This is a genomic window from Dyadobacter luticola, assembly GCF_005860805.1.
Lineage (GTDB): Bacteria > Bacteroidota > Bacteroidia > Cytophagales > Spirosomataceae > Dyadobacter > Dyadobacter luticola.
Genome location: NZ_VCEJ01000002.1, coordinates 2,326,065 through 2,347,538, shown reverse-complemented (window position 1 = coordinate 2,347,538; position 21,474 = coordinate 2,326,065). Strand labels below are relative to the sequence as shown.

Genomic DNA, 21,474 nt, shown 5'->3' with positions numbered 1-21,474 from the left:
AATATTACTGAACAATAGTATCTTTCAGTTGCAGAGCGGTATCAAGATATAACATAGAGTCAGCGGTTCACGAGCGGTTTTCATCGCCCAAACATTTGCGCGTACTCCCTGTCCAAAACGGGGCCAGCAGGAGCATTGAACACAATAAACCCATATATTATGAAACCAACGTTTGCCAAACCGATTTTGATGATGAGGTACGGTCTTGTTGCCCTGGGCATCCTGGCCGCCACGTCCGAACCGCTGCTGGCTGGCCCGGGTAACGGAAAGTTACCCGCCGGAAAAAGCGGAATGCTGACCAATTCAAGTGAGAAAACTGCTGCGTATAAGCGTGAACCGTTATTAGATGTTGTCTCGCGCCCGTCGGCAGTTATTGAAATAAAGGGTAAGGTAGTGGACAGCAAAGGACAGGTCTTGCCGGGGGTAAATATTGTGGTGAAAGACAGTCAGAAAGGTACCGCTACAAATGGAGAAGGTACGTTCAGCATTAGCGTAGATGCGGAGACGGATGTGCTGGTTTTTTCTTTTATCGGTTATATATCGCAGCAACTGACGGTGGGAAACCAGAAAACGGTGACCGTCACACTCATGGAAGATACCAATGTGCTCGACGAAGTGGTGGTAACTGCGCTCGGGATTACGCGGGAGAAAAAATCGTTAGGCTATGCTACTCAGCAGATCACGGGTGATGTGGTGAACCAGTCGCCGGCTACGAATTTTGTGAATAACCTTTCGGGAAAAATTGCCGGGGTGAACATTAGCAGCGCGGGTGGGGTAGGCTCTTCTTCACGGATCACGATCCGCGGGGAATCGTCGCTTTCGATTATGAGCAACCAGCCTTTGTTTATCATTGATGGCGTACCCGTGGGTAATGATGGCACGAGTAACTCGGGCAGTGCGGATTATGGAAATAGTGCATCGGAAATCAACCCGGCTGACATTGAGACGATTAACGTTTTGAAAGGACCAGCTGCGGCGGCGTTGTACGGTTCGAGGGCGGCGCGGGGTGCGATTGTGATCACCACCAAAAAAGGCAGCAACCGCAAAGGGTTGGGCGTGAGCTTCAACTCTTACCTTTTTGTGGAAGAAGTGGGCCGGTTGCCGAAGTTTCAGAATGATTTTGGGCAGGGAAACAATGGTAAATATGAAGGTTCGAACTTCGGTGCGAGCTGGTCGGCGTACCCGAACGGGGACAATGACGATTATGACGAAAGCTGGGGGCCGCGGATGAACATTGGCACCACCGAGGCGCAGTTTGATTCACCTACTACCAACGGCTTCCGCGGCGGCGACGTGGCGATTAGCAACCGCGGCGATGTGCTCAGAACCCCCTGGGTTTCACAGCCTAACAACATTAAGGACTTTTTTACACAAGGGAAAAAATACTATAACAACCTGGCATTCACCGGCGGAAATGAGAACGGGGACTACCGGCTTTCCCTCACAAACCTGAATGAAAAAGGTGTTATTCCGAATAATGATCTGAAACGCTACCAGGTAAGTCTGAACAGTAGCTACAAGTTGACGAAAAGGCTAACTTCCTCTATCAACATCAATTACGTAAAACAAAACAGCAATAACCGCCCGGATAATGGTTACGGCCGCAACACATTCATGTACTTTTTTACCTGGATGGGCCGGAATGTGAACATCAACAGTTTGAAAAAATATTGGCAGCCAGGGCTGGAAGGTGTTCGACAGTTTCAATACAATTATGGCGAGAACCACAATAACCCGTTTTTCCTGCAATACGAGGATACCAAGGGCCAGAACAAGGACCGCATTTACGGAAACATTGCGCTGGAATATGCATTCAATGATCATTTGAAACTGAAACTTCGCTCGGCGACGGATTTGTATAATGATTTCCGTCCGATGCGCTGGGCAGTGAGTACAGTGGATGTGGAAAGTGGTTCTTTTTCAACGACTTCTATTAAAAATGAAGAGAGAAATACGGACTTCCTTCTGACTTACACCAATGCAATCAAGCAAGGCGATTTTGGCTACACGGTATCTTTCGGAGGTAATCGTTTCGATAACATCGGCCATAGCGAATCCACGACTGCGCCGCAGCTTTTGATCCCCGGCATTTATACCATTCAAAATACCGCCAGCCCGCTGACCGGCTCGTCGAGCAGCTACAAAAAGCGGATCAACAGCTTGTACGGGGTTGTTAACCTCAATTATAAGGACCTGGTATACCTGGATGTGAATGCGCGGAATGACTGGTCGAGCACACTGCCGATCAACAGCAACTCTTATTTTTATCCGTCCGTCGGCCTCAATACCAACCTGAAAAGTATCCTGAACCTCCCCAAAGGCATCAGCTCGGCGCAGTTGCGGGGTAGCTGGGCGCAGGTCGGCAATGATACCGGACCGTATTCGATCTACAATACGTATGGCAATGCGAGTCCCTGGGGCAATAACTATGCGCTTGTGGGGCCGAGTACCTTGCTGAATGCCAATTTGAAACCTGAAATTACGTCGACTTACGAGTTCGGTGCAGCGGTTGGTTTCTTCAATAATCGCCTCGGCTTGGATGTAACTTATTACGATATCAGCGCCAGAAACCAGATCATCAGCCTGCCGCTGGTGCAAAGTTCAGGAGCAACTCAACGCCAGATCAATGCGGGTAAGGTGAAGAATACGGGTGTGGAAGTGATGATCAATGCGACGCCGATCAGCACGCCGAATTTCAAATGGAATTTCAACATTAACTGGTCCCACAATGCAGGTAAAGTGGTGGCGCTGAGCGATGAAGTAGATAAAATTGTGCAGGCCGCGCCAGGCGAAGACGCTTCGATCCAGGCAAGGGTCGGTCAGAAAATGGGGGCGATCTGGGGGCCGGGTTACCAGCGCGTGCCGGATGGTCCGATGAAAGGGCAGGTGATTATTTTTAATGATGCCTATCCAAGACCGACTACCGAAGACATGTACCTGGGTAACTACAATCCCGACTGGATCGCCGGTTTCTATAACCAACTGACTTACAAAAGTTTCAGCCTGAACTTCATGTTTGGCGGACAATTTGGAGGAGAGTTTATTTCCAGATTTTTCAACAAAGCGGCTGGTGCAGGTCAGTTGGAAGAAAGTGCCTTGGGACGCTCGGCAAGGGCTCCGGGCACCGAATACGACAATCCATACTACATTCCAGGCGCGGCTCAAATGGCGGATGGATCTTTTCAGCCAAATAATACCAGCACCGACGGCACTTACAGCCAGGGTGTGTATGGCACCAATGCCCGGTATTTTATCAAAAAACCTTTGGACCACATTTCGGAGGCGCAGCTTTTCAGCTCGACTTACTTCAAGTTGCGTGAGCTTTCACTGGGTTATGCTTTGCCAACCAAATGGATTTCAGGTAAATACATCAAAGGAGCACGGATTTCGGTCACAGGCCGCAACCTGTTCCTGATCACACCTAAAAGCAACCGGCATTTTGATCCGGAAGTGGCTACGGCGACGGCGGGCAATGGTTTGATACCCGGTTTTGAAAACATGAGTACGCCTTCGACGCGCGAAATGGGTGTGAGCCTGAACCTTAATTTTTAATGTAAAATCCTGAAAATCATGAAAAAGCTAACCTATATACTCTTCATTATTTTGCTGTCGGCCGTGAGCTGTACGAAGGATTTTGAAGAAATTAATACAAACCCTAACTCACCCGACGAGGTGACGAATGTGGGCCTGCTGCTGCCAAATGTGATCCGCGGCTCGGTGAATAATCATCTGGACAATTCCTACACCCGCGGAAGCATTGCCGCCAACCTGCTGGCGTCCGATTATGCAAGTAACTTTTCCAACTGGGCGCGCTCGGATGCGAGCAGCTATTTTTTCTGGAATTATTACGATTATATCCGTGATCTGAACGAAATTATCAGCATTTCCGAAACCCGTAACCAGAGTAATTACAAAGGCATTGCGCTGGTCATGCGCTCATGGTTGTTTCAAAATCTGACCGACTTGTACGGCCCGATACCTTTCCGGGAAGCTGCCAATGCGAAGTTGACGGGCATCAGCTCGCCGAAATTCGAGCAGCAGCAGGATGTGTACGCAGGCTTGCTGGCCGATCTGGAAGAGGCGAACAGTTTGCTGGGCAGTACCAACGAGCCTGTGACCGGTGACATTCTGTACAACGGTAATATGACCAACTGGAAAAAGTTTGCAAATGGTTTGAAGCTGAGGTTGTTACTGCGTCAATCCAAAAGAGTTGACCCGACCGCAGCGATGAAAGCGATTGTTGAAAATCCGACAAAATATCCGCTTTTTACTTCCTATGAAGACCAGGCCGCACTGCAATATCTGGCTGACAGACCTTCCAACGAATCGCCCTTTTACCGCTCAGGAAATGGCGGGACGAGCACGAAAGTTTCGAAACAGTTGGTGGATTATTTGAAATCCATGAATGATAACCGCCTGTACGTCTACGCTTTACCAACTCCGGCCAGCAGCGCGATTGATGGAAATGGAAACCGTCCGGATCCTTCGAAGTTTGTGTACGCAGGTGATTTAAATGGTATCGGAAACTTCCCGGACAACAATGCGACTTCGCCCTCAGGCATGTTGTGGATGTCGATCCAGTACTCGCCGGACCTGGCTTCGCCGACGGCAGGGCAGGGTATCATCATCAGTTATTCCGAAGTGCAGTTTACCCTGGCGGAAGCTGCTGAAAAAGGCTATATCTCAGGCGGTTCAGCTGCGGCGGAAACCTATTATTTGAATGGGATCAAAGACCAGTTCAAATATTACAGCAGCCGCATTCCAGGCAACTATGCGACTTCTTACCTGAAACTGACGCCTGCCAGCATTCTTCCTCCGGCGAGCTATTACACGCAGCCGACCGTGGCTTATGCTGGAACCCAGGCACAGAAGCTGGAAAAAATCGCGCTGCAAAAGTGGATTTCCCTGTATCTAGTGGGTTACGAAGCGTGGTCGGAGTGGAGACGGACTGGCTTCCCGAAAATTCCGGTAGGGCCGGTGGGGCCGGGTTACATTCCGCGGCGGATATTGTATCCCGCGGATGAATTGCGGATCAATGAAGCCAACTACAAAGTGGCGGTAAGCTGGCTGGGTGCTGACGATTTGAAAACACATGTTTGGTGGGATAAAGAATAAGATACATTGAAGATTTCCAACATTCCTGCGGTTGAACTTGCCAAGAAGTTGATTCAAATAACCCCTCCTGAGCTCAGGAGGGTGTTATTTTGTCCCGGCGGCTCCGAAGCGATTGAAATGGCGGTGTCGCTGGCGAAGCAGGTGACCGGCAAGTGGAAGACGATTTCGATGCGGCCTTCACTGGTGATTGGAAAAGACGAGTGTGATATGATTGTGGATGCTTTGAGTGTGGCTTTTGGGAGAAATACCGTCTAAAAATCAACTACTTACCTTCCCAGCAAAATCCCGCGGGGACATTTTAAACAAGTCGCGGAAGCACTTCGCGAAGTAGGATAGGTTGTCAAAACCCACGAGGTAGGCGGTTTCGGAAATGCCGGTGCCAGCTGCCAGGTATTCGGCGGCTTTTTTCAGACGATAGTTGCGGATGAGTTCTACGGCGGAAAGATCCGTGAGGGCTTTGAGCTTGCGATTGAGGCTGCTGCTGCTCATCCCGATTTCGGCAATCAACTCATTCACACCAAAATCCGTGTTTTCCAGCTGGGCATCAAGGATGTTGTATAATTTGGTCAGGAAAGGGTCGGTGGCTTTTTCGGGCTGGATTACGGCAGGTTTGTCATCGGTGAAACTTGCGTGCAGCATTTCCCGCAGCCTGCGCTGTCTTTCAAGCGTATTTCTAATTCGCAGTTCCAGCTCGTGCAGGTGAAAAGGCTTGGTAATGTAGTCGTCGGCGCCGAGCGACAGGCCTTCCAGTTTGCTCTCAGCGGTACTTTTTGCCGTAAGCAAGATCACCGGAATGTGGCTGGTTTGCAGGTCGGATTTGATCTTTCCGCAAAGCGTGTAACCATCCATGACCGGCATCATCACGTCGCTGACCACCAGGTCTGGCATCAGCCCGGACATGATTTTCAAAGCTTCCTCACCATTCCCGGCCCGGTAACACTGGTAATGTTTGCCCAGATTATCCGCAATAAAATCCCCCAGTTCCAAATGGTCTTCGACAAGTAGGATCTTCAAATCCGAGTTTGACGCACGTATATCTAATGTTTTGTCGGACAAATGGTTATCGTCAAAAACCGGCGCATCCTGCCGCGCCAGTACCGCCGCCCGGTAAGGTAGCTCCACTGTAAATGTTGTCCCCAAATCTTTACCCAAACTTTCCACCCGCACATTCCCGTGCTGGATTTCAACCAGCTCCTTCACAATCGCCAGCCCGATGCCCGTGCCCTGGCGATAGCCTGTTTCAGAATCGACCTGATAAAACCTTTCGAAAACATGGTCTAACTTTTCAGAAGGAATCCCTGAACCGGAGTCACTGATGATGAGGGTAATACCTTTTGAATGTCCTGCCAAATGAACATTCACCCGCCCGCTTTCCGGGGTAAATTTCAGCGCATTTGAGAGCAGGTTGTTCAGGATGCGTTCCAATTTTTCGTGGTCGAAATGATAGGCTGTCGCGAGGGTTTCAGAGGCATAGGTCAGGCTGATATGTCTGGCGTCGGCAGTATCCTGAAATGAGCCGACAAGTTCTTTCACAAAATTATGGAGGTCACTCTGTGACTCGGTCACTTTCATCGTGCCGGATTCCAGTTTGGATAGGTCCAGTAACTGGTTTACAAGTCCCAGAAGCTGATGTGCATTCCGGTCGATCAGGCCGAGGCGGTTGAGGTCTTCGGTTTTTCGGTTTTCTTCAAGCATTTGCTCCACCGGCGTGAGAATCAATGTCAGCGGGGTGCGAAACTCGTGGGTAATGTTGGAAAAAAAGCGCGTCTTCATCTCGTCCAGCTCCCGCAGCTGCCGCGATTCTTTGTCAATCAATTCCAGCTCTTTTTGTTTTAAAATAAACGATTGACGCAGTTTCAATCGGTTGGTATAAGCCCGCAAAAACCAGTAAATCAGTGTGGCCGTGCCAATCGCGTACAAAATATAAGCCCACCAGGTCTGCCACCACGGCGGATGGATCACCACTTTCAAAGTCCGGACCTGGCTACTCCACATTCCCTCCGTATTGGAAGCGTTCAGACGCAAAATGTAATGTCCGGGGCGAAGGTCGGTGTACTTGGTGACAGGATTCCCGGTTTCGATCCAATGTTCGTCCAGCCCGGCAAGCTGATAGCGGTAACGGATTTTGTCGCTGCGGTTGTACTGCATCGCCGCAAATTCCACCGTCAGGAAGTTCTGATTGAAATCCAGGTCCAGTTCCTCGATAGCCGTAACCGGAGCACGATTATTCTCGATAGGTGTATTGTTGATCAAAATGCCGGTGATCAGTGTCGCGGGCTGAAAATGGTCGACATAACTTTTGCGCGGATCGAAGCCGGTGATTCCTTCAATCCCGCCCAGAAATATGCGTCCGTCGGGCAGTTGTAAAGCGTGGAACCGGTTGAATTCGTCGGCCAAAAGTCCGTCCTCCCGCGTGTAAATGCGGATTTTAAAAGTTTGGGCATTCACCTGCGCCAGGCCCTGATTAGTACCCGCCCACACATTACCCAGGTGGTCTGGAATGGCGGTATACACCACGTCGTTGGGTAGCCCGTCCTGGCTGGTGATGTTTTTAAACAAACCTGTGCGCTTGTCAAACCGGCTCAATCCCCCGCCAAATGTGCCCAGCCAGAGCAAATCGGGATTTTGAGGATCGGCAAAAAGGCAGTAAACATTGTCATTGTTTAGAGAATTCGGGTTACCCGCTATGTGGCCAAAACGCCGTATCTGGCCGGAAGTGCGGTCGATCCGGTAAAGTCCACGGTTGGAAGTTGCCACCCAAAGCGCCTCTCGATCGGCTACCAGCTGCATCGTAGCCGATTCGATGCCGGGGCGCACCGGATATTCGAAATCCTGCCACCGCCCGTTTTCATAGTACACCAGCAAAGAATCGTACAGCGCCCAGATCCGCCCATCGGGATCCGTGGCCAGGCTGATCGCCATTTCCGACCGCTCCGAGCGCGCAATGTTAACCGGAAACGAAACCGTTTCCATTGTTTTATCCTTAAAATTCACCTTGTAAAAAGGCGTCTGTCCGCAGCTGAACCACAGGTTTTGCGCTTTATCATAAGTGTACCTGAAATTGTAGCTAAACAGATTTTCCGGAAGCATAGCTACCTGGCTTTCAGGCAGTTTCAAACATTGTCTCAGCAGATCGGGCACAAAAGATTCGCGGTAGGGGAGTGTAGTAAAGTAAGCCGCCCGCAAATTGAATTTCCGTACGCCCTGCCCGTTGGTACCTGCCCAAAGCACGTCGGAATGATCTATATAAAGACTTTTAAACTCGGAAAAACCCTCCTCCATCAGCGGATATGCCTGCACACCGTCTGCATCATTGAACCGGAAAAGCGTTGTCATCCGGAAAAAATAAGCATTGGCTTTGCTGTCCAGAACAATACTGTGCTCGTACTCCGATTTCTGGTCGGGCGGGAGTGGATAATGCGTCAGCTTGCCGGAATGTGGGTCCAGTTTACTGATTCCCTGTTTCGACAGGAGCAGCACGGCACCGTCGGGACGTTCAGTCAGGGCATACGTATTGGTTTCAATCTTTTTAAATGTCGGATCAGCAGATACGTAGCGGGTGAGTTGTGTAGTATTTTTTGGCAGGATAAAAATCCCTTTTCTCGCCGCGAACCACAAACTTCCGTCGCGGCCTTCCGCAATATCCCGGACCTTCCCGGGAACCAGGCCTGCATTATTTTTTTCATCCCAAAACCGTCTTATTTGTCTGGTTTTTACATTTACCATCGCCAGGTCCGCGGTGTCCGACACAAACCAGAGCCTGTTTTGCCGGTCGGGGAAAATGCTCTTGATGAGTCTTTTACCAAATGCTTTTTGAAAAAATGCCTGTCTTGAATAGTTCACCAGTGTTTCGGTGAATGGGTCGAAAAGGTCCAGTGCGCCCTGGTCAGTTAGCACCCATATTTTCTTATCGGTACCAGGTTTGAGGCTTTCGAGGCCGAGCGAAGAAAGTGACGGTTCGTCGGGCGAGGCTTGGTGGAAAACTTTGATATGCTGAGCATCGTACCGGCAAAGCCCGTTCCGCGTCGCAATCCACATCATCCCCTGCGCATCCTGCACAATTCCCGGAATAAATCCCTGCGGCAAGCCTTGTTTGGCAGAAATCACCTCGGCTTTCGGGAAGCTAACGGGCTGCGCCGATAAATGACAAGCCGCCCCGAAAATGAAGATTTGCAAGAATAAAACAAGCGTGCGGAATGTGTATTTCAAGAGGATGCCCGGTCGAGTGTGTTCAATGTTGGTATGATCCACAATTTAATGCGAAAAAGCCAATCTGAATTCATGTGTTGACGAAAATTGAATAGTTTTTGGTAAAAAATTGACAATTACTTGCCTGCGCTCAGCCGAATATTGCTGCCACTAATTCTAAGACTATTCACACCAAACCAGCAACTTCTATGAGAGCAAAACCTTTACACGCTTATTTTTATTTTTTGTTAAAAACCCTTTTCGTGACATTGCTGATGGGGTTTTTGGTTCCTCAGCAGGCATTTGGGCAGCTTTACAGCCACAATTTCAACAACCAGAATGTTAATAGCCCGCAGACGATTTCCAGCAGGATAACTGCCTCCTGGAATTCGGAGGGCGGATCGCTTTATTACAGGCCGGTCAACAACAATTACGGCCTGGCCATAGTCGGGAAAAACCACACGTACGTCCTGACACTGACCATGCAGGAACGTTATCAGGCCGAGATTACCAGCATTTCCTTTAAAAAGTTATCCGGGGATAACGCCACTTTTCAGATCAAGGTCAATGAGCAGAATTACGGTGCATCCTTTGGTTCGGATAATAACCTGCTCACTGCTACCCGCTCGGTGACTGTCTCGAAGCTGCGGAATACCATCACGATCAAAATCGCCGTCACCAACGGAAATGACCGGAATCAGCAATATTCCGAAATCGACGACCTGGTGATCGATGGTACCGTGAGCCTGTACGATCCGGCAGCGGAAGCTACGCCGGATGCAAACGGGATTTTATATGTCAATAAAAACGTGAACTCGCCGGGTAGCGGCGGCAGCTGGGATAGCGCACTTCCACAGCTCTACTTTGCTTTCGAAGCCGCCCGCAATAAACCTGCCGTGAAGGAAATCTGGGTGGCGAAGGCTGACTATCAGCCAGAAACCGACGGCGGTTATTTTTCGATGGTGAGCGGGGTAAAAGTTTATGGCGGATTTTATGGCTTCGAAGATAGCCCCCTAGGCCGCAATGTGCTGGATAACCGCACGACGCTGAAAGGACGTGGCAACACGGTGATTTACAATAACGGAATTGATAATACGGCCCGGCTGGACGGGTTTTACATTGCCGGAGGTGCCGGTTTTCTGGCAGACGGGGTGAGTGTGGGTGCGGGCATGTATAATGTAAGTTCATCTCCGACGATCGTGAACTGCATTTTTACCGATAACAAAACCGACCCGGCCAGGGAGCAGGGAAGGGGCGGGGCGATTTATAACAAGGACTCCAGCCCGGCGATCATTCAAAGTTTGTTTTATTTAAATGAAGCAAAAGGTTCCTCGCAAGGTGCAGGCGGTGCGATTTTTAATGAGAATTCTTCACCGGTACTAACCAACTGCACCTTCACCGAAAACAGCACAAGCGGTAGCGCCGCGGAAGGAAGCGGCGGGGCGATCGCGAACGCAGGCAACTCTTCGCCGCAGATCCGGAATACGATTATCTGGAGCAATACCGACGACGCGGCGGCTGGCGGTATAAGCAGTATCAGCGCCATAGCGCCTTTTGACGGGACACCAGTGGTGGCATATTCGCTGGTGCAGGGCGGATTTTCAGGCGGAACGCAGATTATCGATGCCGATCCGCAGTTTGAAAATCCGTCCGACCATAATTACCGCCAGAGAAATACCAGCCCCGCCATCAATGCAGGCGACCCGGCGACGGATCTGAACATTTTCCCCGGCGATGGTGAGTTTCCCAATGACCTTTCCGCCAACAACCGGACATTGAGTACGAGAATTGACCTCGGTGTTTTTGAGGTGGTACCACTGGTAAAATGGCGCGTGAATGCAGCAAACACAGCCGAAAATGCCGACGGTTTAACCTGGGAAACAGCTTTCCCCACCTTGCAGCAAGCTTTGGATGCTGCCTCGCAGGACGATGAGATCTGGGTTGCGAAAGGAGAATACCAGCCTGGCCCGGGAGAATCTTTTTACCTGATCCACGGCGTGAAATTTTATGGCGGGTTTGCCGGAAACGAATCTGCCCCGGATCAGCGTCCCAGGCCGATACAGCGCGGAAACGATGCAGGCGCTACCATTCTCAAAGGAAATGGCGCGAGCGTGATTACGAATCTGTATAACAACATCAGCGTGGATGACATTTTCGACGGGTTTACGATCAAAGGCGGCTCGGCAGAAAATGGCGGCGGCATGTATCTCGCTGGCGTTTCCATGACAATCACCAACTGCGCCTTTGTTGACAATCAGGCAAGCAGGAGCGGCGGCGCCATTTTTCATTCGGACGGTTTTGTCAGCATTTACAGCACGATTTTTTCCGGGAACAATGCGCTCGACGGCAGCGGCGGTGCGGTGCGAAGCTCGGAATATGCGTATTCCTATCTTTACAGCTGTCTTTTTATCGGAAATACGGCTACCGAAACCGGCGGGGCAATCATGAGCGATGGCTACGACATGACGATGATCAACTGCACGGTTTCCAGAAATACGGCACCGACAGGCGGGGCGATCGGAATCATTTCGCCGGCATCTTCGCGCATCCTGAATTCGATCATTTCGGGCAACAGTTCGGGGCTTTTCAAAGTGAATACCAGTTTCGAAATTACGACCAGCATTGTACAGGGTATGGCCGCGGACGACTCTATGGGTGTTCCGGACGGCTCGATCGATCCGCAGTTTACCGACCCAAACTCTGATTTTACCCTTAAACCCTGCTCGCCGGCCATCAACCGCGGCTACGGTACCGACGAGCCGCCTGTGACGGGAGACCTGAATGGAAATCAGCGGATTTTTAATGCGAATATTGATATGGGCGCCTATGAGTTTCAGGGTATCCCCGAGGCGACCAGCCTGGCTTCGGGCGAGCAATCGGTTGATTTGTTCGTTTTCGGCGGGGTAACCGCATTCTCGAAGGATTGCCAGACACTCGCATTCATCGAGCCTACCGACGGGCCGACCATCGCAAATATGCTCGTTACAAGTCGCGTGGCTAACACACCGACGCTGGTTGCGGGTACCAAAGTGTTTGTTAAAAGATATATAGACATTACGCCCCAGCAGGTTTTGTCGGGAAATATGGTCGGTAATGTGACTTTGCTTTTTACCAAACAGGAATTTGATGATTACAACGCCGCATACGGAAACTCGCATAATGCAAAGCTGCCGGCAAAACTGAAAGTGGTGGCTTACCACGGCACCAGCGCCAGCGGTTTGCCCGAAACCTACTCCGGCGAAATGGAAGTAATCGACCATGTGGAGGTGACGACCAGCCCCGACGGCAACATTTATATGGTCAAATTCGCGGTTACGGAATTTAGCGGGTTCTTCGTTTCCGGTCAATCGGCGGGGGCGCTGCCGGTGACGCTGGTTTCTTTTGAAGCAAACAAAAAGGAAAATTCGGCATACCTGACCTGGCAGACGAGTTCTGAAATCAACAGTGAAGCCTTTGAAATACAGCATAGTACCGACGGCAAGGCCTGGAAAAACATTGGCCGCGTTGCCGCTGCTGAAAATGCCGCCACATTTACTAACTATTCCTATACCCATAAAAATCCTGCGAAAGGCGATAACCTGTACCGCCTCAAAATGGTGGATACCGACGGTACATTTGCTTACAGCACGATCCGCAACCTGCGTTTTGGCGATGAAGCCGGGCTGACGTTATTCCCAAATCCGGCAGTGCACGTACGAGAAATAGGGATCAGGGGTGTGGCAAATGAGGATATTGAATGGATAAGGATCTATAATGCCGAAGGTAAAGTGGTGAAAGAGGTCAGCCAGCCGAAAGGAAATGTGGAAGTGTCAGGTTTGCCGGATGGTACCTACCAGGTGGGGGTTTTTCAAAAAAATGGATTGGTACAAACCAGTAAAATGGTCATTCTCAACTAGGTTGAAGCATTTCCAATTGCAGAACCACCACGCAATCCCGGATGGTGAAGGTGCGCTGAGGCTACTCAGATCTCATCGCCGTCAACGCTGCTAAAAACCACCCTGCGTGCGGGATCCACTGTTCGGTCCAGCGCCACTCGTTGCCTTCGGCCTGGGTTTTGTAGTCGATGCCGCTGCCGTCGGGATTGCCGTCTTTGCCCGTAACACCATTGGAAATGCCGCCGCGCTCGGAGCCGTGGCCGTACATGGATTTCATATACGGCATGTTGTTCCGGCCGAACTTGTACATAAAACACGCCTCGTACGGGTTACCGCCCAATATCCAGGATATTTGCCGCGAAGCAAATGTGACCAGCGAATCCTTTATGTCAATGTTTGGATTGACGGCGATTAAAGTTTATCGTCCTTCCAAAGCGGCGGTTGCCAGTGAAGCCAATCGCGCATTTTCGCCCTGCCACCACCAGCCGCTTTCGTTTTCATGCGGAATAAAAAAGCCGTTTTTGACCTTATCCTTAAACAAAAATGACTGGCGTGCGTACCCAAACGGATTGCTCACTTCGCCGGTCACTTTCAGGTTGTAGTCCAATGCTTTTTTAATGGTATTCAAAGCCGCCGTGCGGAAGCCGGGATCATTTTCAATTTTGAGGTACCGGCACAATGCTACGATCGGCAGACCGGCGTCGGAGGCGTGCCAGAAGGGTCGGTTGGCATCATTGGCGATGAAGTAACCAGCTGGGGATAAGCGTTTTGTGAGGTTATTCGCCCGTTTTCTGGCTTCCTGCCGGTATTCGGCGTCGCCGGTGGCCATCCAGAGTTCCGTGGCGCCCATCAAGGCACAGTAATCGTCGAGAATGTTTTCTTTGCCGTCGTCGCAGTATTTCAAATTGTTGACCTGTAAATGTGCGAATGCCTTTTTGGCCGCGGCCAGGTATTGTTCCGAAGTGAAGTCACCATTCGTTTTCCAGCGCGAAATGCGGGCCAGCGCAGCGATACCCATGCCGCCGCCCTCGCGGTAAGCACATTGATATTTGTCGGTGGTGACGCTGTTGGCATTCAAGCCCACCACGCGGCGCGCTTTCGGATCGGGATTGAAATAGCTGAAAACGGTCATGTAAAAATAGCCCTCGTCAGACAGCGACCGCACGATGTAATCCGCCCCGTACAGCGCTTCCCGCTTCATCGAATCCAGGACATTTATTTGTGAAAGCAGCTTTGGAATGCTCTCAGCGGCATTTTCCATCGACCAGGTGCAGAGCGGGATCTGCTGCTGCGACATAAAATTGGCATAGGCCAGATGTGAAAAATACTTGCTGATATCCCCCGAAGCATCGTCCCAGCCACCACGCAGGTCCACCTTTTTTTCAGTGCCGAATAACTGAATGTTCTTGTCAGCCACCAGCTCCTCCGGCTTGTTTGCCCTTTGTTTATTGAAATAATGAATGATAGCAGGCACCAGCATTTTTTCCAGCGCCTGGTCGCCGATCGTAAATTCGTCGGAAACATGGGTTACTCCCTTGACATTCAGCCTGATCTTATATTTTCCAGGTTTAACAAAAGAGGAAAAATCGATGCGATAATATACTTTACCCGGAAACCACTCCTCCATTTTCATCGCTGCCGAAAGCTTTCCGGAGAATTTTTTTTTTACTGATTTTGAAGAAAACAGTTCAAATTCTTTGACCATACCCAACTCACCCGGATTAGCTGAAATCACGGCTGTTTTGGCACCCTTACTATCAAATGCTACCTGGTTGACGTGAATGATAATGTTGGCCCGGAGATCGGTGAAGGCGCAGCTGAATGTCAGGATAAAGGCAAAAAGGGAAGCGTATTTTTTCATGAAAATGACTGTTAGTTAATTTTATACTTACCCGAAGAGAATTTGGGCTATTTGTGAAAATCTCCGGTTAAATTGTTGCTACTTGGTCCTTTGTACAGAATATAAAGTATTGCCGTATTACAAAGGCAGAATATTCAAAAGTATCTTTTCCATGCGAAAATTCCTCATAGCCACGCACGGCACTTTCTCCCTCGGCGCCAAATCTTCCCTCGACCTGATCATTGGTCCGATGGAAAATGTGTATCTGATACAGGCTTATTCGGAGGAAAATAAGGGTATTGAGGACGAACTGAAAGCAGTCCTCGAAAATATTGGTGAAAAAGACGAGCTGGTTGCCTTTACTGATCTGATGGGTGGAAGTGTGACGAACCAGCTACTAAGGCAAGTGGCGCAGCAGCAAGCATTTAAGCCGAATGTACATATCGTATCAGGGTTTAACCTGCCGCTGCTGATCGAAATATTGCTGGCCGACGAGGAAGAACCGGTGACCGACATCATTGCCCAGGCGATCGAGGCCGCAAAGGAACAGATCGTTTATGTAAATCAAATACTAAACCCCAAAGAAGAGAACGATTTCGATGATTAAATTACTGCGGATAGACGACCGGCTCGTGCACGGTCAGGTTGCGCTTACCTGGACTCCCGCCCTCGGGGCCGATTGTCTGGTAGTGGCGAATGATAGGGTGGCCAAAGACGATTTTCTGAAAATGACCATGAACCTCGCCAAACCGGCGTCGGCGAAGCTGCTCATCAAATCGCTGACGGATGCGGTCACATTTATCACGGACGAGCGTGCCAAAAACCTGAAAATTTTCATTCTGGTAGATTGTATCCAGGACGCGGCGAAGCTGGCCGACGAGTTGCCCGAGCTGCAATCGATCAACTTCGGTGGGATCCGTGCGAAAGAAGGTTCACGCCCGATTTCCAAAGCGGTATCCGTCAATGATGCCGACATTGCCTCCATCCGAGAGCTGCTTTTGAAGGGCATTAACCTGGAAATCAGGCAGGTGCCGACGGATAAGATCCTGCTCGTAGAAGATACCCTCTGATGGAAACGACCACCTACGTCCTCCTGACGCTGATTGCTATGTTTGGGCATTCGGAAGATTTTCTCGGCACCACATTGCTGAGCCGGCCGCTCGTCCTCGGGCCGCTGGTAGGGCTGGTGCTGGGCGATTTGCAGCAGGGCGTAGTCATCGGCGCAACATTGGAACTGATTTTTATGGGTAACATTAAGGTCGGCGCAGCAATACCGCCCGACGTGATCACCGGCGGCGTTCTGGGCACGGCATTCGCCATTATTTCCGGTAAAGGTGCGGCGGTAGCATTAGCTTTGGCTGTGCCGATTTCGATCCTGGCCGAGATGATTATCAGCGGGTTATTTATTTTCAGGCCGGTTTTGAATAAAAAATTTGCGAGATATGCGGACGACGGTGATTACAAAAAAGTAGAGCGGCTGCACATTTTGTCAGGCCTGCTCAAACCTTTATTGATGGGCGCGGTAACATTGCTCGCGCTGCTGCTGGGCTCCGATGCGATCAGGACATTTGTAGAAACGATCCCGCCCTGGGTGCACGCCGGGCTGGGCGTGGCCGGGAATATGCTGCCCGCGCTGGGGTTTGCGCTGCTGATGAATTTAATGTTCAACAAAACCGTCGCCCCGTACTTTTTTCTGGGATTTATCCTCACGAGCTACCTCAAATTACCTATGATCGCGATCGGTGGCTTGGGTGTGATCATTGCGCTGATCGTGACGGGCATGATGCACAAAGAAGCGCCGGCGGTGTCAGATAGCGATTTTGATGACTTCGATGATTTTGACGATGAAGAAACTGCGGTACTTACGCCACCTGCGATTTCAGTTTTAACCAAAAAAGATATCCGCAGCCTTTTCATCCGGTCGATGGCTCTGGAAGCGAATTTCAATTTTGAAACCTGGCAAAATACCGGCTTCGCATTTTCGATCATTCCGGTTTTGAAAAAACTATACAAAACCCGCGAATCGATGTCCAAAGCTTTAAAACGACACTTACAGTTCTTCAATACCGCCCCGCACGGCTCTACATTGATCATCGGGATTTCCGCTGCGATGGAAGAGCAGAACAGCCGCGAGCCGGATTTTGATCCTGAATCGATCAACTCCGTGAAGCTGGGGCTGATGGGCCCCCTGGCCGGGGTTTTCGATTCATTTTTCTGGGGTACGGTGAAAGTAATCGCGGCGGGTGTGGGTACTTCGCTGGCTTTAAATGGTAACCTGCTGGGGCCAGTGCTTTTTTTACTAATCTTCAACATTCCGCATTTGTGGCTGCGCTACAAGCTGGCTTTTATCGGCTACGAGGCGGGTACGCGTTTTTTACAGGAGCTGTCCAAAAGTAATGTGATGGACAAACTGAAATCGGGCTCATCCATTCTGGGATTGACGGTGGTAGGTGCCATGCCGGCCCTCCTGATGTCCATCAAAACACCACTGAAAATCGGAAGTTCCGACGCTGCGGTGCCGGTGCAAGGTATTCTGGACCAGATTGTTCCGAACATTCTACCTCTCGCATTAACCTTCTTGGTTTATTATTTTGTCAGGAAAAATATCAAGACAACATATCTGCTGATCGGCCTGCTGTTGCTGGGTTTTGTGGGAAGTGTATTGGGCCTTTTTAACTGAAAACGGATGGCACTGAAAGCAACAACAATGATCAAAGGTATCGGCGTTTCGTCGGGGATTGCCATCGGCAAGGCGCATGTGATTTACAAGCAAAAAGCGGCCCTCACGGGTTTGCTGCTCGATAATGAGGAAGCCGTGGCGATCGAAATGAGTAAGTTCGACAAGGCGGTTGTCAAATCCATCGAGGAAGTGGAAACGCTGATTTCGGAGGCCGACGATACCTGGACCGAAGAGAGCATTGCGATACTCGAAACGCAGGTTGAATTCCTGGGCGACCCCCAGATCAGGGAGAATGTCCATACCAAAATCAGTAGCGAAAAAAAGAATGTCAATGATGCACTGATCGAAGTGATTGCAGCGCTGGTGGTGATGTTTCAGGCGATGACGGACGAATATATGCGCAGCCGTGCCGCGGATATGGAGGACATTGGCGAACGCATTTTACGAAATCTGGGACAGGTCAGCCAAGCCGCACCACATGAAATTGAACCCGGCTCGATCCTGATCTCTCAGGACATTTCACCTTCCGATACGATCTCGATGGACATCCGCCATGTGGCGGGTTTTGCTACGATCGTAGGCGGCCCGACTTCCCACGCCGCGATTGTCGCCAAAGCGAGGGGAATTCCCGCAGCGGTGGGCCTGGGCCACAATTTGTCCCACATTAACCAGGGCGATCTGCTGATCCTGGACGGTTTATCGGGCGAAATGATCATCAATCCTGACGAGGAAACGCTTGGGATTTACCAGCAGAGACGGGAGCAGTATTCAGGGCAGCTGGGTTTGATGAAAGCATTGAAAGATGTTTCCGCTAAAACCACGGATGGTCAAAAGATTACGCTGGTCGCCAACATTTCCGAAGCCGCGGACATGGATCTGGTTTTTGAAAATGGCGGTGAAGGTGTAGGACTGCTGCGCAGCGAGCTGCTTTTTATGGGCCGGGAGTCGATGCCGACGGAGGATGAACAATTTGAGTTTTATAAAAAAGTTGCTTTAAAGTCTCAGAATAAACCGGTTACAATCCGCACGATCGACATTGGCGGGGATAAGCATTTACCTTATTTTAATTTACCAAAAGAACAAAATCCGTTTCTCGGTTACCGGGCGATACGTATTTCGCTGGATAGGAAAGAGCTGTTTCTCACACAGTTGAAAGCGATTTTGCGGGCCAGTGTTTTCGGTGATCTTCGGATTATGTTTCCAATGATCAGCCATGTGCAGGAGGTGCGGGACGCCAAGAAAGTGCTGGAAATGGCGAAGGTGGAACTGGCGGAAGCGAACATTGATTTCAAGCCGGATATAGAAGTAGGTATCATGATAGAAGTGCCCTCTGCGGCCGTGATGGCGGATATGCTGGCGAAAGAGGTCGATTTTTTTAGTATCGGTACCAATGATCTTGTGCAATACACTTTGGCTGTCGATCGCCTGAATGATAAAGTTTCCAACCTGTATGATCCCTTTAATCCTGCGGTGTTGCGGCTGATCAGCTACGTGATCGAGCAGGGGCATGAGCACCACCTGCATGTTTCGATGTGCGGCGAGCTGGCCGCTGACCCGCTGGCCACGTTGCTGCTGATCGGAATGGATTTGCGGGAATTTTCCATGAGCGCGATTTCTATTCCAATGATCAAAAATGCAATCATTAAATGCAGTTTTCTGGACGCGAAGGTGGTGTTTGAGCGGGTCAAAAGAATGAGCGATTCGGAAGAAATTAAGGCCTATCTACGAACTATGATCCCCTGACAATTTTACATGATCACAAAAGAATACACCATTCTCGCGCCGGAAGGAATTCACGCCAGGCCGGCTACCACGCTGGTGAAGCTGGTGAAAAAATTCAAGTCCACGATCAGCCTGAAAACGGGTGCCAAAACCATTGCCCTCAACAGCGTGCTGAACATTTTGGCCCTGGCCACAAAAGGCGGCGACCAAATCGGCATTATCATCGACGGTGAGGACGAACAGGAAGCAGCGGAGGCGATCGATACGTTTTTTAAAGAACATTTACCTTATTCATAAAAGGCTTTTTCGAATTAGAAAGGCCAATCCATACCTCATGAAAATTACCATTTGTAAAAACGAGCAGGAGTTCAATGTTACCGCGGCGTGGCGTATTATCGGTCAGATGCTGGAAAAACCGGATTCGGTGATCGGGCTTTCCACCGGCCAGACCACGATCGAGATGCACGCGATCGTTTCCCATATTTATGCCCAATATCCTTTTGATGTTTCGCGGATCACACTTTTCAATGTGGACGAGCTGACAAACTTGCCGCGGGAATATGCCGGCAGCTGTTACACCATGATCCTCAACCAAATAGCCGGGCCGCTGGGTATCCCGGAAGAAAATTTTATTATGCCGCCGACCATGTCCGACGATTTTGAGCGGGAAGCGATTTTATTCGAGCAGCGGCTGGCCGAGCGGGGCGGGGCCGACTTACAAATGCTGGGGTTAGGCGCAAACGGACACATTGGGATCAACCAGCCGGGGACGCCTTTTGAAAGTGAAACCTGGGTATCACCGATGGACCCGGATTTCGAGGCGCGCGTCCGTCGCGAAACGCAGGTACCCGAAGGCACGGAACTGGGCGGGCTGACCCGCGGCATCAAGAACATTATGCATACCCGAAAGCTGATCCTGATCGCAAAAGGCGCACACAAAGCCGAGATGGTTGAAAAGGCGATCTGGGGTCCGGTTACGACGGACATTCCGGCGTCGATTGTTCAGATGCACCCGAATTGTGAAATTTTGCTCGATGCGGATGCTGGCGCCAGGATTGCAGGAGGCAGGGTTACCCGGCATTCGGGCTGGGACAGGCTGTGATTTTTATTTAAATATTATGAAAATGGCAGCTTGTAACCATTGTGATATTAGGTACCGAACCCCATGCTAAAAAGCGGCATTAGAAGAATCATTATGATATGCGTCGTGATGGGGGCGTTTCTGGGATTTGAGTATTGGCGGCATCGGTTTGACCGGCCCTGGGCTTATGGTAAGGAGAATTTACTGGGCAAGTGGGAGGGGAGTTTCGTGGACCCGAACGGGGTGACCAAGCAGTTGACGATGGAAATTTTTGAACCGGAGGAAGAGCGCTGGGATGCATCTACTTATGTGCCTCAAGACTATCCGGAGTCGCAGGAATTTAAGGGAACTGCGCAGGTTAAGAGCAAGTTAGGTGTGGAAAATGACCATGTTCGGGGTTTGCTGGGGACGAAAGACGGGCATCAGATCGACCGGATAGATTTTACGCCGAAAGATGAGAGTAAGCATATACTTGAATCTTTTAACTTGTCCAACACCGCGCCGGGTGGGGTTTGGGAGGGGGATGAAATAAAGGTTTCGGTGGAATTTGCCTATCGAACCAAAACCGGCTCTGCATTCTGGGATTCGTCAGATCCAAAATACCGGCAAAAAGTGCTGATGATATTGCACCGGGTTCAAGGTCAGTGATTTGATAAAATGTTAATTGTTGCTCCGCTTCAAACCAAATGCGCCGCCGAGCACGGTGGCCGGCGCAAAAATAAAAATTGCCAAAAGCTGCGTCCAGTTGCTTCCATCTGATTTTAACATGGAGAAAGCAGCGAAACCGGCAAAATTTAACGTCATTTTCTCAGAACTCATCGGAATCCGCTTTTTTACCGGTAGCGAAAATATTTTGGACAAATAGAAATTTTCTCAGAATGCTGCGAGGGTACTATTTTGTTGTGATAGCGATGAAAAATCACGCAAATGAGGCAGTTAGCAGTATGTTTTCCGTAAAATGATTTTTTTTAAA

The 21,474-nt window shown here is 50.1% G+C and carries 15 protein-coding genes; 11 read left to right on the top strand and 4 right to left on the bottom strand.

The features are described 5' to 3' along the window. Positions 1-159 precede the first annotated feature (159 nt). From FEN17_RS09850 to FEN17_RS27465, 3 genes are read left to right on the top strand one after another with little or no spacing between them, the layout of a single operon-like run. Positions 160-3,552, top strand: coding sequence for a SusC/RagA family TonB-linked outer membrane protein (locus FEN17_RS09850; RefSeq protein WP_138365081.1), 3,393 nt, complete (start codon positions 160-162; stop codon positions 3,550-3,552). A gap of 18 nt (positions 3,553-3,570) precedes the next feature. Beyond that, positions 3,571-5,115: a SusD/RagB family nutrient-binding outer membrane lipoprotein gene (locus tag FEN17_RS09845; protein ID WP_138365080.1), complete on the top strand. Its 1,545-nt coding sequence runs from the start codon at positions 3,571-3,573 to the stop codon at positions 5,113-5,115. A gap of 6 nt (positions 5,116-5,121) precedes the next feature. Beyond that, the gene (locus tag FEN17_RS27465) at positions 5,122-5,370 is read left to right on the top strand and encodes a hypothetical protein (protein WP_205748118.1); all 249 of its coding nucleotides are present in this window, start codon (positions 5,122-5,124) and stop codon (positions 5,368-5,370) included. A gap of 3 nt (positions 5,371-5,373) precedes the next feature. Here FEN17_RS27465 and FEN17_RS09835 read toward each other — a convergent pair whose 3' ends face one another. Beyond that, a complete protein-coding gene (locus tag FEN17_RS09835) occupies positions 5,374-9,366 on the bottom strand; it encodes a hybrid sensor histidine kinase/response regulator transcription factor (RefSeq protein WP_205748117.1) in 3,993 nt (1,330 codons plus the stop codon). 146 nt (positions 9,367-9,512) lie between these two features. Here FEN17_RS09835 and FEN17_RS09830 point away from each other — a divergent pair, with 146 nt between their 5' ends. Further along, on the top strand, positions 9,513-13,199 hold the full coding sequence (locus FEN17_RS09830) for a T9SS type A sorting domain-containing protein (protein WP_138365078.1): 3,687 nt from the start codon (positions 9,513-9,515) through the stop codon (positions 13,197-13,199). 61 nt (positions 13,200-13,260) lie between these two features. Here the strand turns inward: FEN17_RS09830 and FEN17_RS27460 are convergent, their stop codons facing one another. Together FEN17_RS27460 and FEN17_RS09825 are read right to left on the bottom strand one after the other, a co-directional pair. Next, positions 13,261-13,464: a hypothetical protein gene (locus tag FEN17_RS27460; RefSeq protein WP_205748116.1), complete on the bottom strand. Its 204-nt coding sequence runs from the start codon at positions 13,462-13,464 to the stop codon at positions 13,261-13,263. A gap of 132 nt (positions 13,465-13,596) precedes the next feature. Next, complete coding sequence (locus tag FEN17_RS09825; RefSeq protein WP_205748115.1) at positions 13,597-15,039, bottom strand: glycoside hydrolase family 9 protein; 1,443 nt, start codon at positions 15,037-15,039, stop codon at positions 13,597-13,599. A 151-nt stretch (positions 15,040-15,190) separates the two neighbouring features. Here FEN17_RS09825 and FEN17_RS09820 point away from each other — a divergent pair, with 151 nt between their 5' ends. From FEN17_RS09820 to FEN17_RS09790, 7 genes are all read left to right on the top strand, one after another. Next, positions 15,191-15,625 (top strand): PTS sugar transporter subunit IIA, encoded by a 435-nt coding sequence (locus FEN17_RS09820; RefSeq protein ID WP_138365077.1) that lies wholly within the window; start codon positions 15,191-15,193, stop codon positions 15,623-15,625. Continuing rightward, positions 15,618-16,088 carry a PTS sugar transporter subunit IIB gene (locus FEN17_RS09815; protein WP_138365076.1) on the top strand — a complete coding sequence of 157 codons (471 nt, stop codon included), beginning with the start codon at positions 15,618-15,620 and terminating at the stop codon, positions 16,086-16,088. The genes FEN17_RS09820 and FEN17_RS09815 overlap by 8 nt, the downstream gene beginning before the upstream one ends. Continuing rightward, positions 16,088-17,698, top strand: coding sequence for a PTS system mannose/fructose/sorbose family transporter subunit IID (locus FEN17_RS09810; RefSeq protein ID WP_138365075.1), 1,611 nt, complete (start codon positions 16,088-16,090; stop codon positions 17,696-17,698). The genes FEN17_RS09815 and FEN17_RS09810 overlap by 1 nt, the downstream gene beginning before the upstream one ends. A gap of 6 nt (positions 17,699-17,704) precedes the next feature. Then, positions 17,705-19,441, top strand: a complete 1,737-nt coding sequence (ptsP, locus tag FEN17_RS09805) for a phosphoenolpyruvate--protein phosphotransferase (RefSeq protein WP_138365074.1) — start codon at positions 17,705-17,707, stop codon at positions 19,439-19,441. A gap of 9 nt (positions 19,442-19,450) precedes the next feature. Continuing rightward, positions 19,451-19,717 carry an HPr family phosphocarrier protein gene (locus FEN17_RS09800; RefSeq protein WP_138365073.1) on the top strand — a complete coding sequence of 89 codons (267 nt, stop codon included), beginning with the start codon at positions 19,451-19,453 and terminating at the stop codon, positions 19,715-19,717. A gap of 37 nt (positions 19,718-19,754) precedes the next feature. Beyond that, a complete protein-coding gene (locus FEN17_RS09795) occupies positions 19,755-20,522 on the top strand; it encodes a 6-phosphogluconolactonase (protein ID WP_138365072.1) in 768 nt (255 codons plus the stop codon). A 93-nt stretch (positions 20,523-20,615) separates the two neighbouring features. Next, entirely contained in the window at positions 20,616-21,149 is a 534-nt protein-coding gene (locus FEN17_RS09790) for a hypothetical protein (protein WP_138365071.1), read from the top strand. 12 nt (positions 21,150-21,161) lie between these two features. Here FEN17_RS09790 and FEN17_RS27260 read toward each other — a convergent pair whose 3' ends face one another. After that, entirely contained in the window at positions 21,162-21,320 is a 159-nt protein-coding gene (locus FEN17_RS27260) for a hypothetical protein (protein WP_171037885.1), read from the bottom strand. Positions 21,321-21,474: the final 154 nt, after the last annotated feature.

Excerpts from the sequence above, each read along its gene's own strand:
- FEN17_RS09850 (WP_138365081.1), top strand. The coding sequence starts at position 160 with ATGAAACCAACGTTTGCCAAACCGATTTTGATGATGAGGTACGGTCTT.
- FEN17_RS09845 (WP_138365080.1), top strand. The coding sequence starts at position 3,571 with ATGAAAAAGCTAACCTATATACTCTTCATTATTTTGCTGTCGGCCGTG.
- FEN17_RS09830 (WP_138365078.1), top strand. The coding sequence starts at position 9,513 with ATGAGAGCAAAACCTTTACACGCTTATTTTTATTTTTTGTTAAAAACC.
- FEN17_RS27460 (WP_205748116.1), bottom strand. The coding sequence starts at position 13,464 with ATGCCGTATATGAAATCCATGTACGGCCACGGCTCCGAGCGCGGCGGC.
- FEN17_RS09825 (WP_205748115.1), bottom strand. The coding sequence starts at position 15,039 with ATGAAAAAATACGCTTCCCTTTTTGCCTTTATCCTGACATTCAGCTGC.
- FEN17_RS09820 (WP_138365077.1), top strand. The coding sequence starts at position 15,191 with ATGCGAAAATTCCTCATAGCCACGCACGGCACTTTCTCCCTCGGCGCC.
- FEN17_RS09815 (WP_138365076.1), top strand. The coding sequence starts at position 15,618 with ATGATTAAATTACTGCGGATAGACGACCGGCTCGTGCACGGTCAGGTT.
- FEN17_RS09810 (WP_138365075.1), top strand. The coding sequence starts at position 16,088 with ATGGAAACGACCACCTACGTCCTCCTGACGCTGATTGCTATGTTTGGG.
- ptsP (WP_138365074.1), top strand. The coding sequence starts at position 17,705 with ATGGCACTGAAAGCAACAACAATGATCAAAGGTATCGGCGTTTCGTCG.
- FEN17_RS09800 (WP_138365073.1), top strand. The coding sequence starts at position 19,451 with ATGATCACAAAAGAATACACCATTCTCGCGCCGGAAGGAATTCACGCC.
- FEN17_RS09795 (WP_138365072.1), top strand. The coding sequence starts at position 19,755 with ATGAAAATTACCATTTGTAAAAACGAGCAGGAGTTCAATGTTACCGCG.
- FEN17_RS09790 (WP_138365071.1), top strand. The coding sequence starts at position 20,616 with ATGATATGCGTCGTGATGGGGGCGTTTCTGGGATTTGAGTATTGGCGG.
- FEN17_RS27260 (WP_171037885.1), bottom strand. The coding sequence starts at position 21,320 with ATGAGTTCTGAGAAAATGACGTTAAATTTTGCCGGTTTCGCTGCTTTC.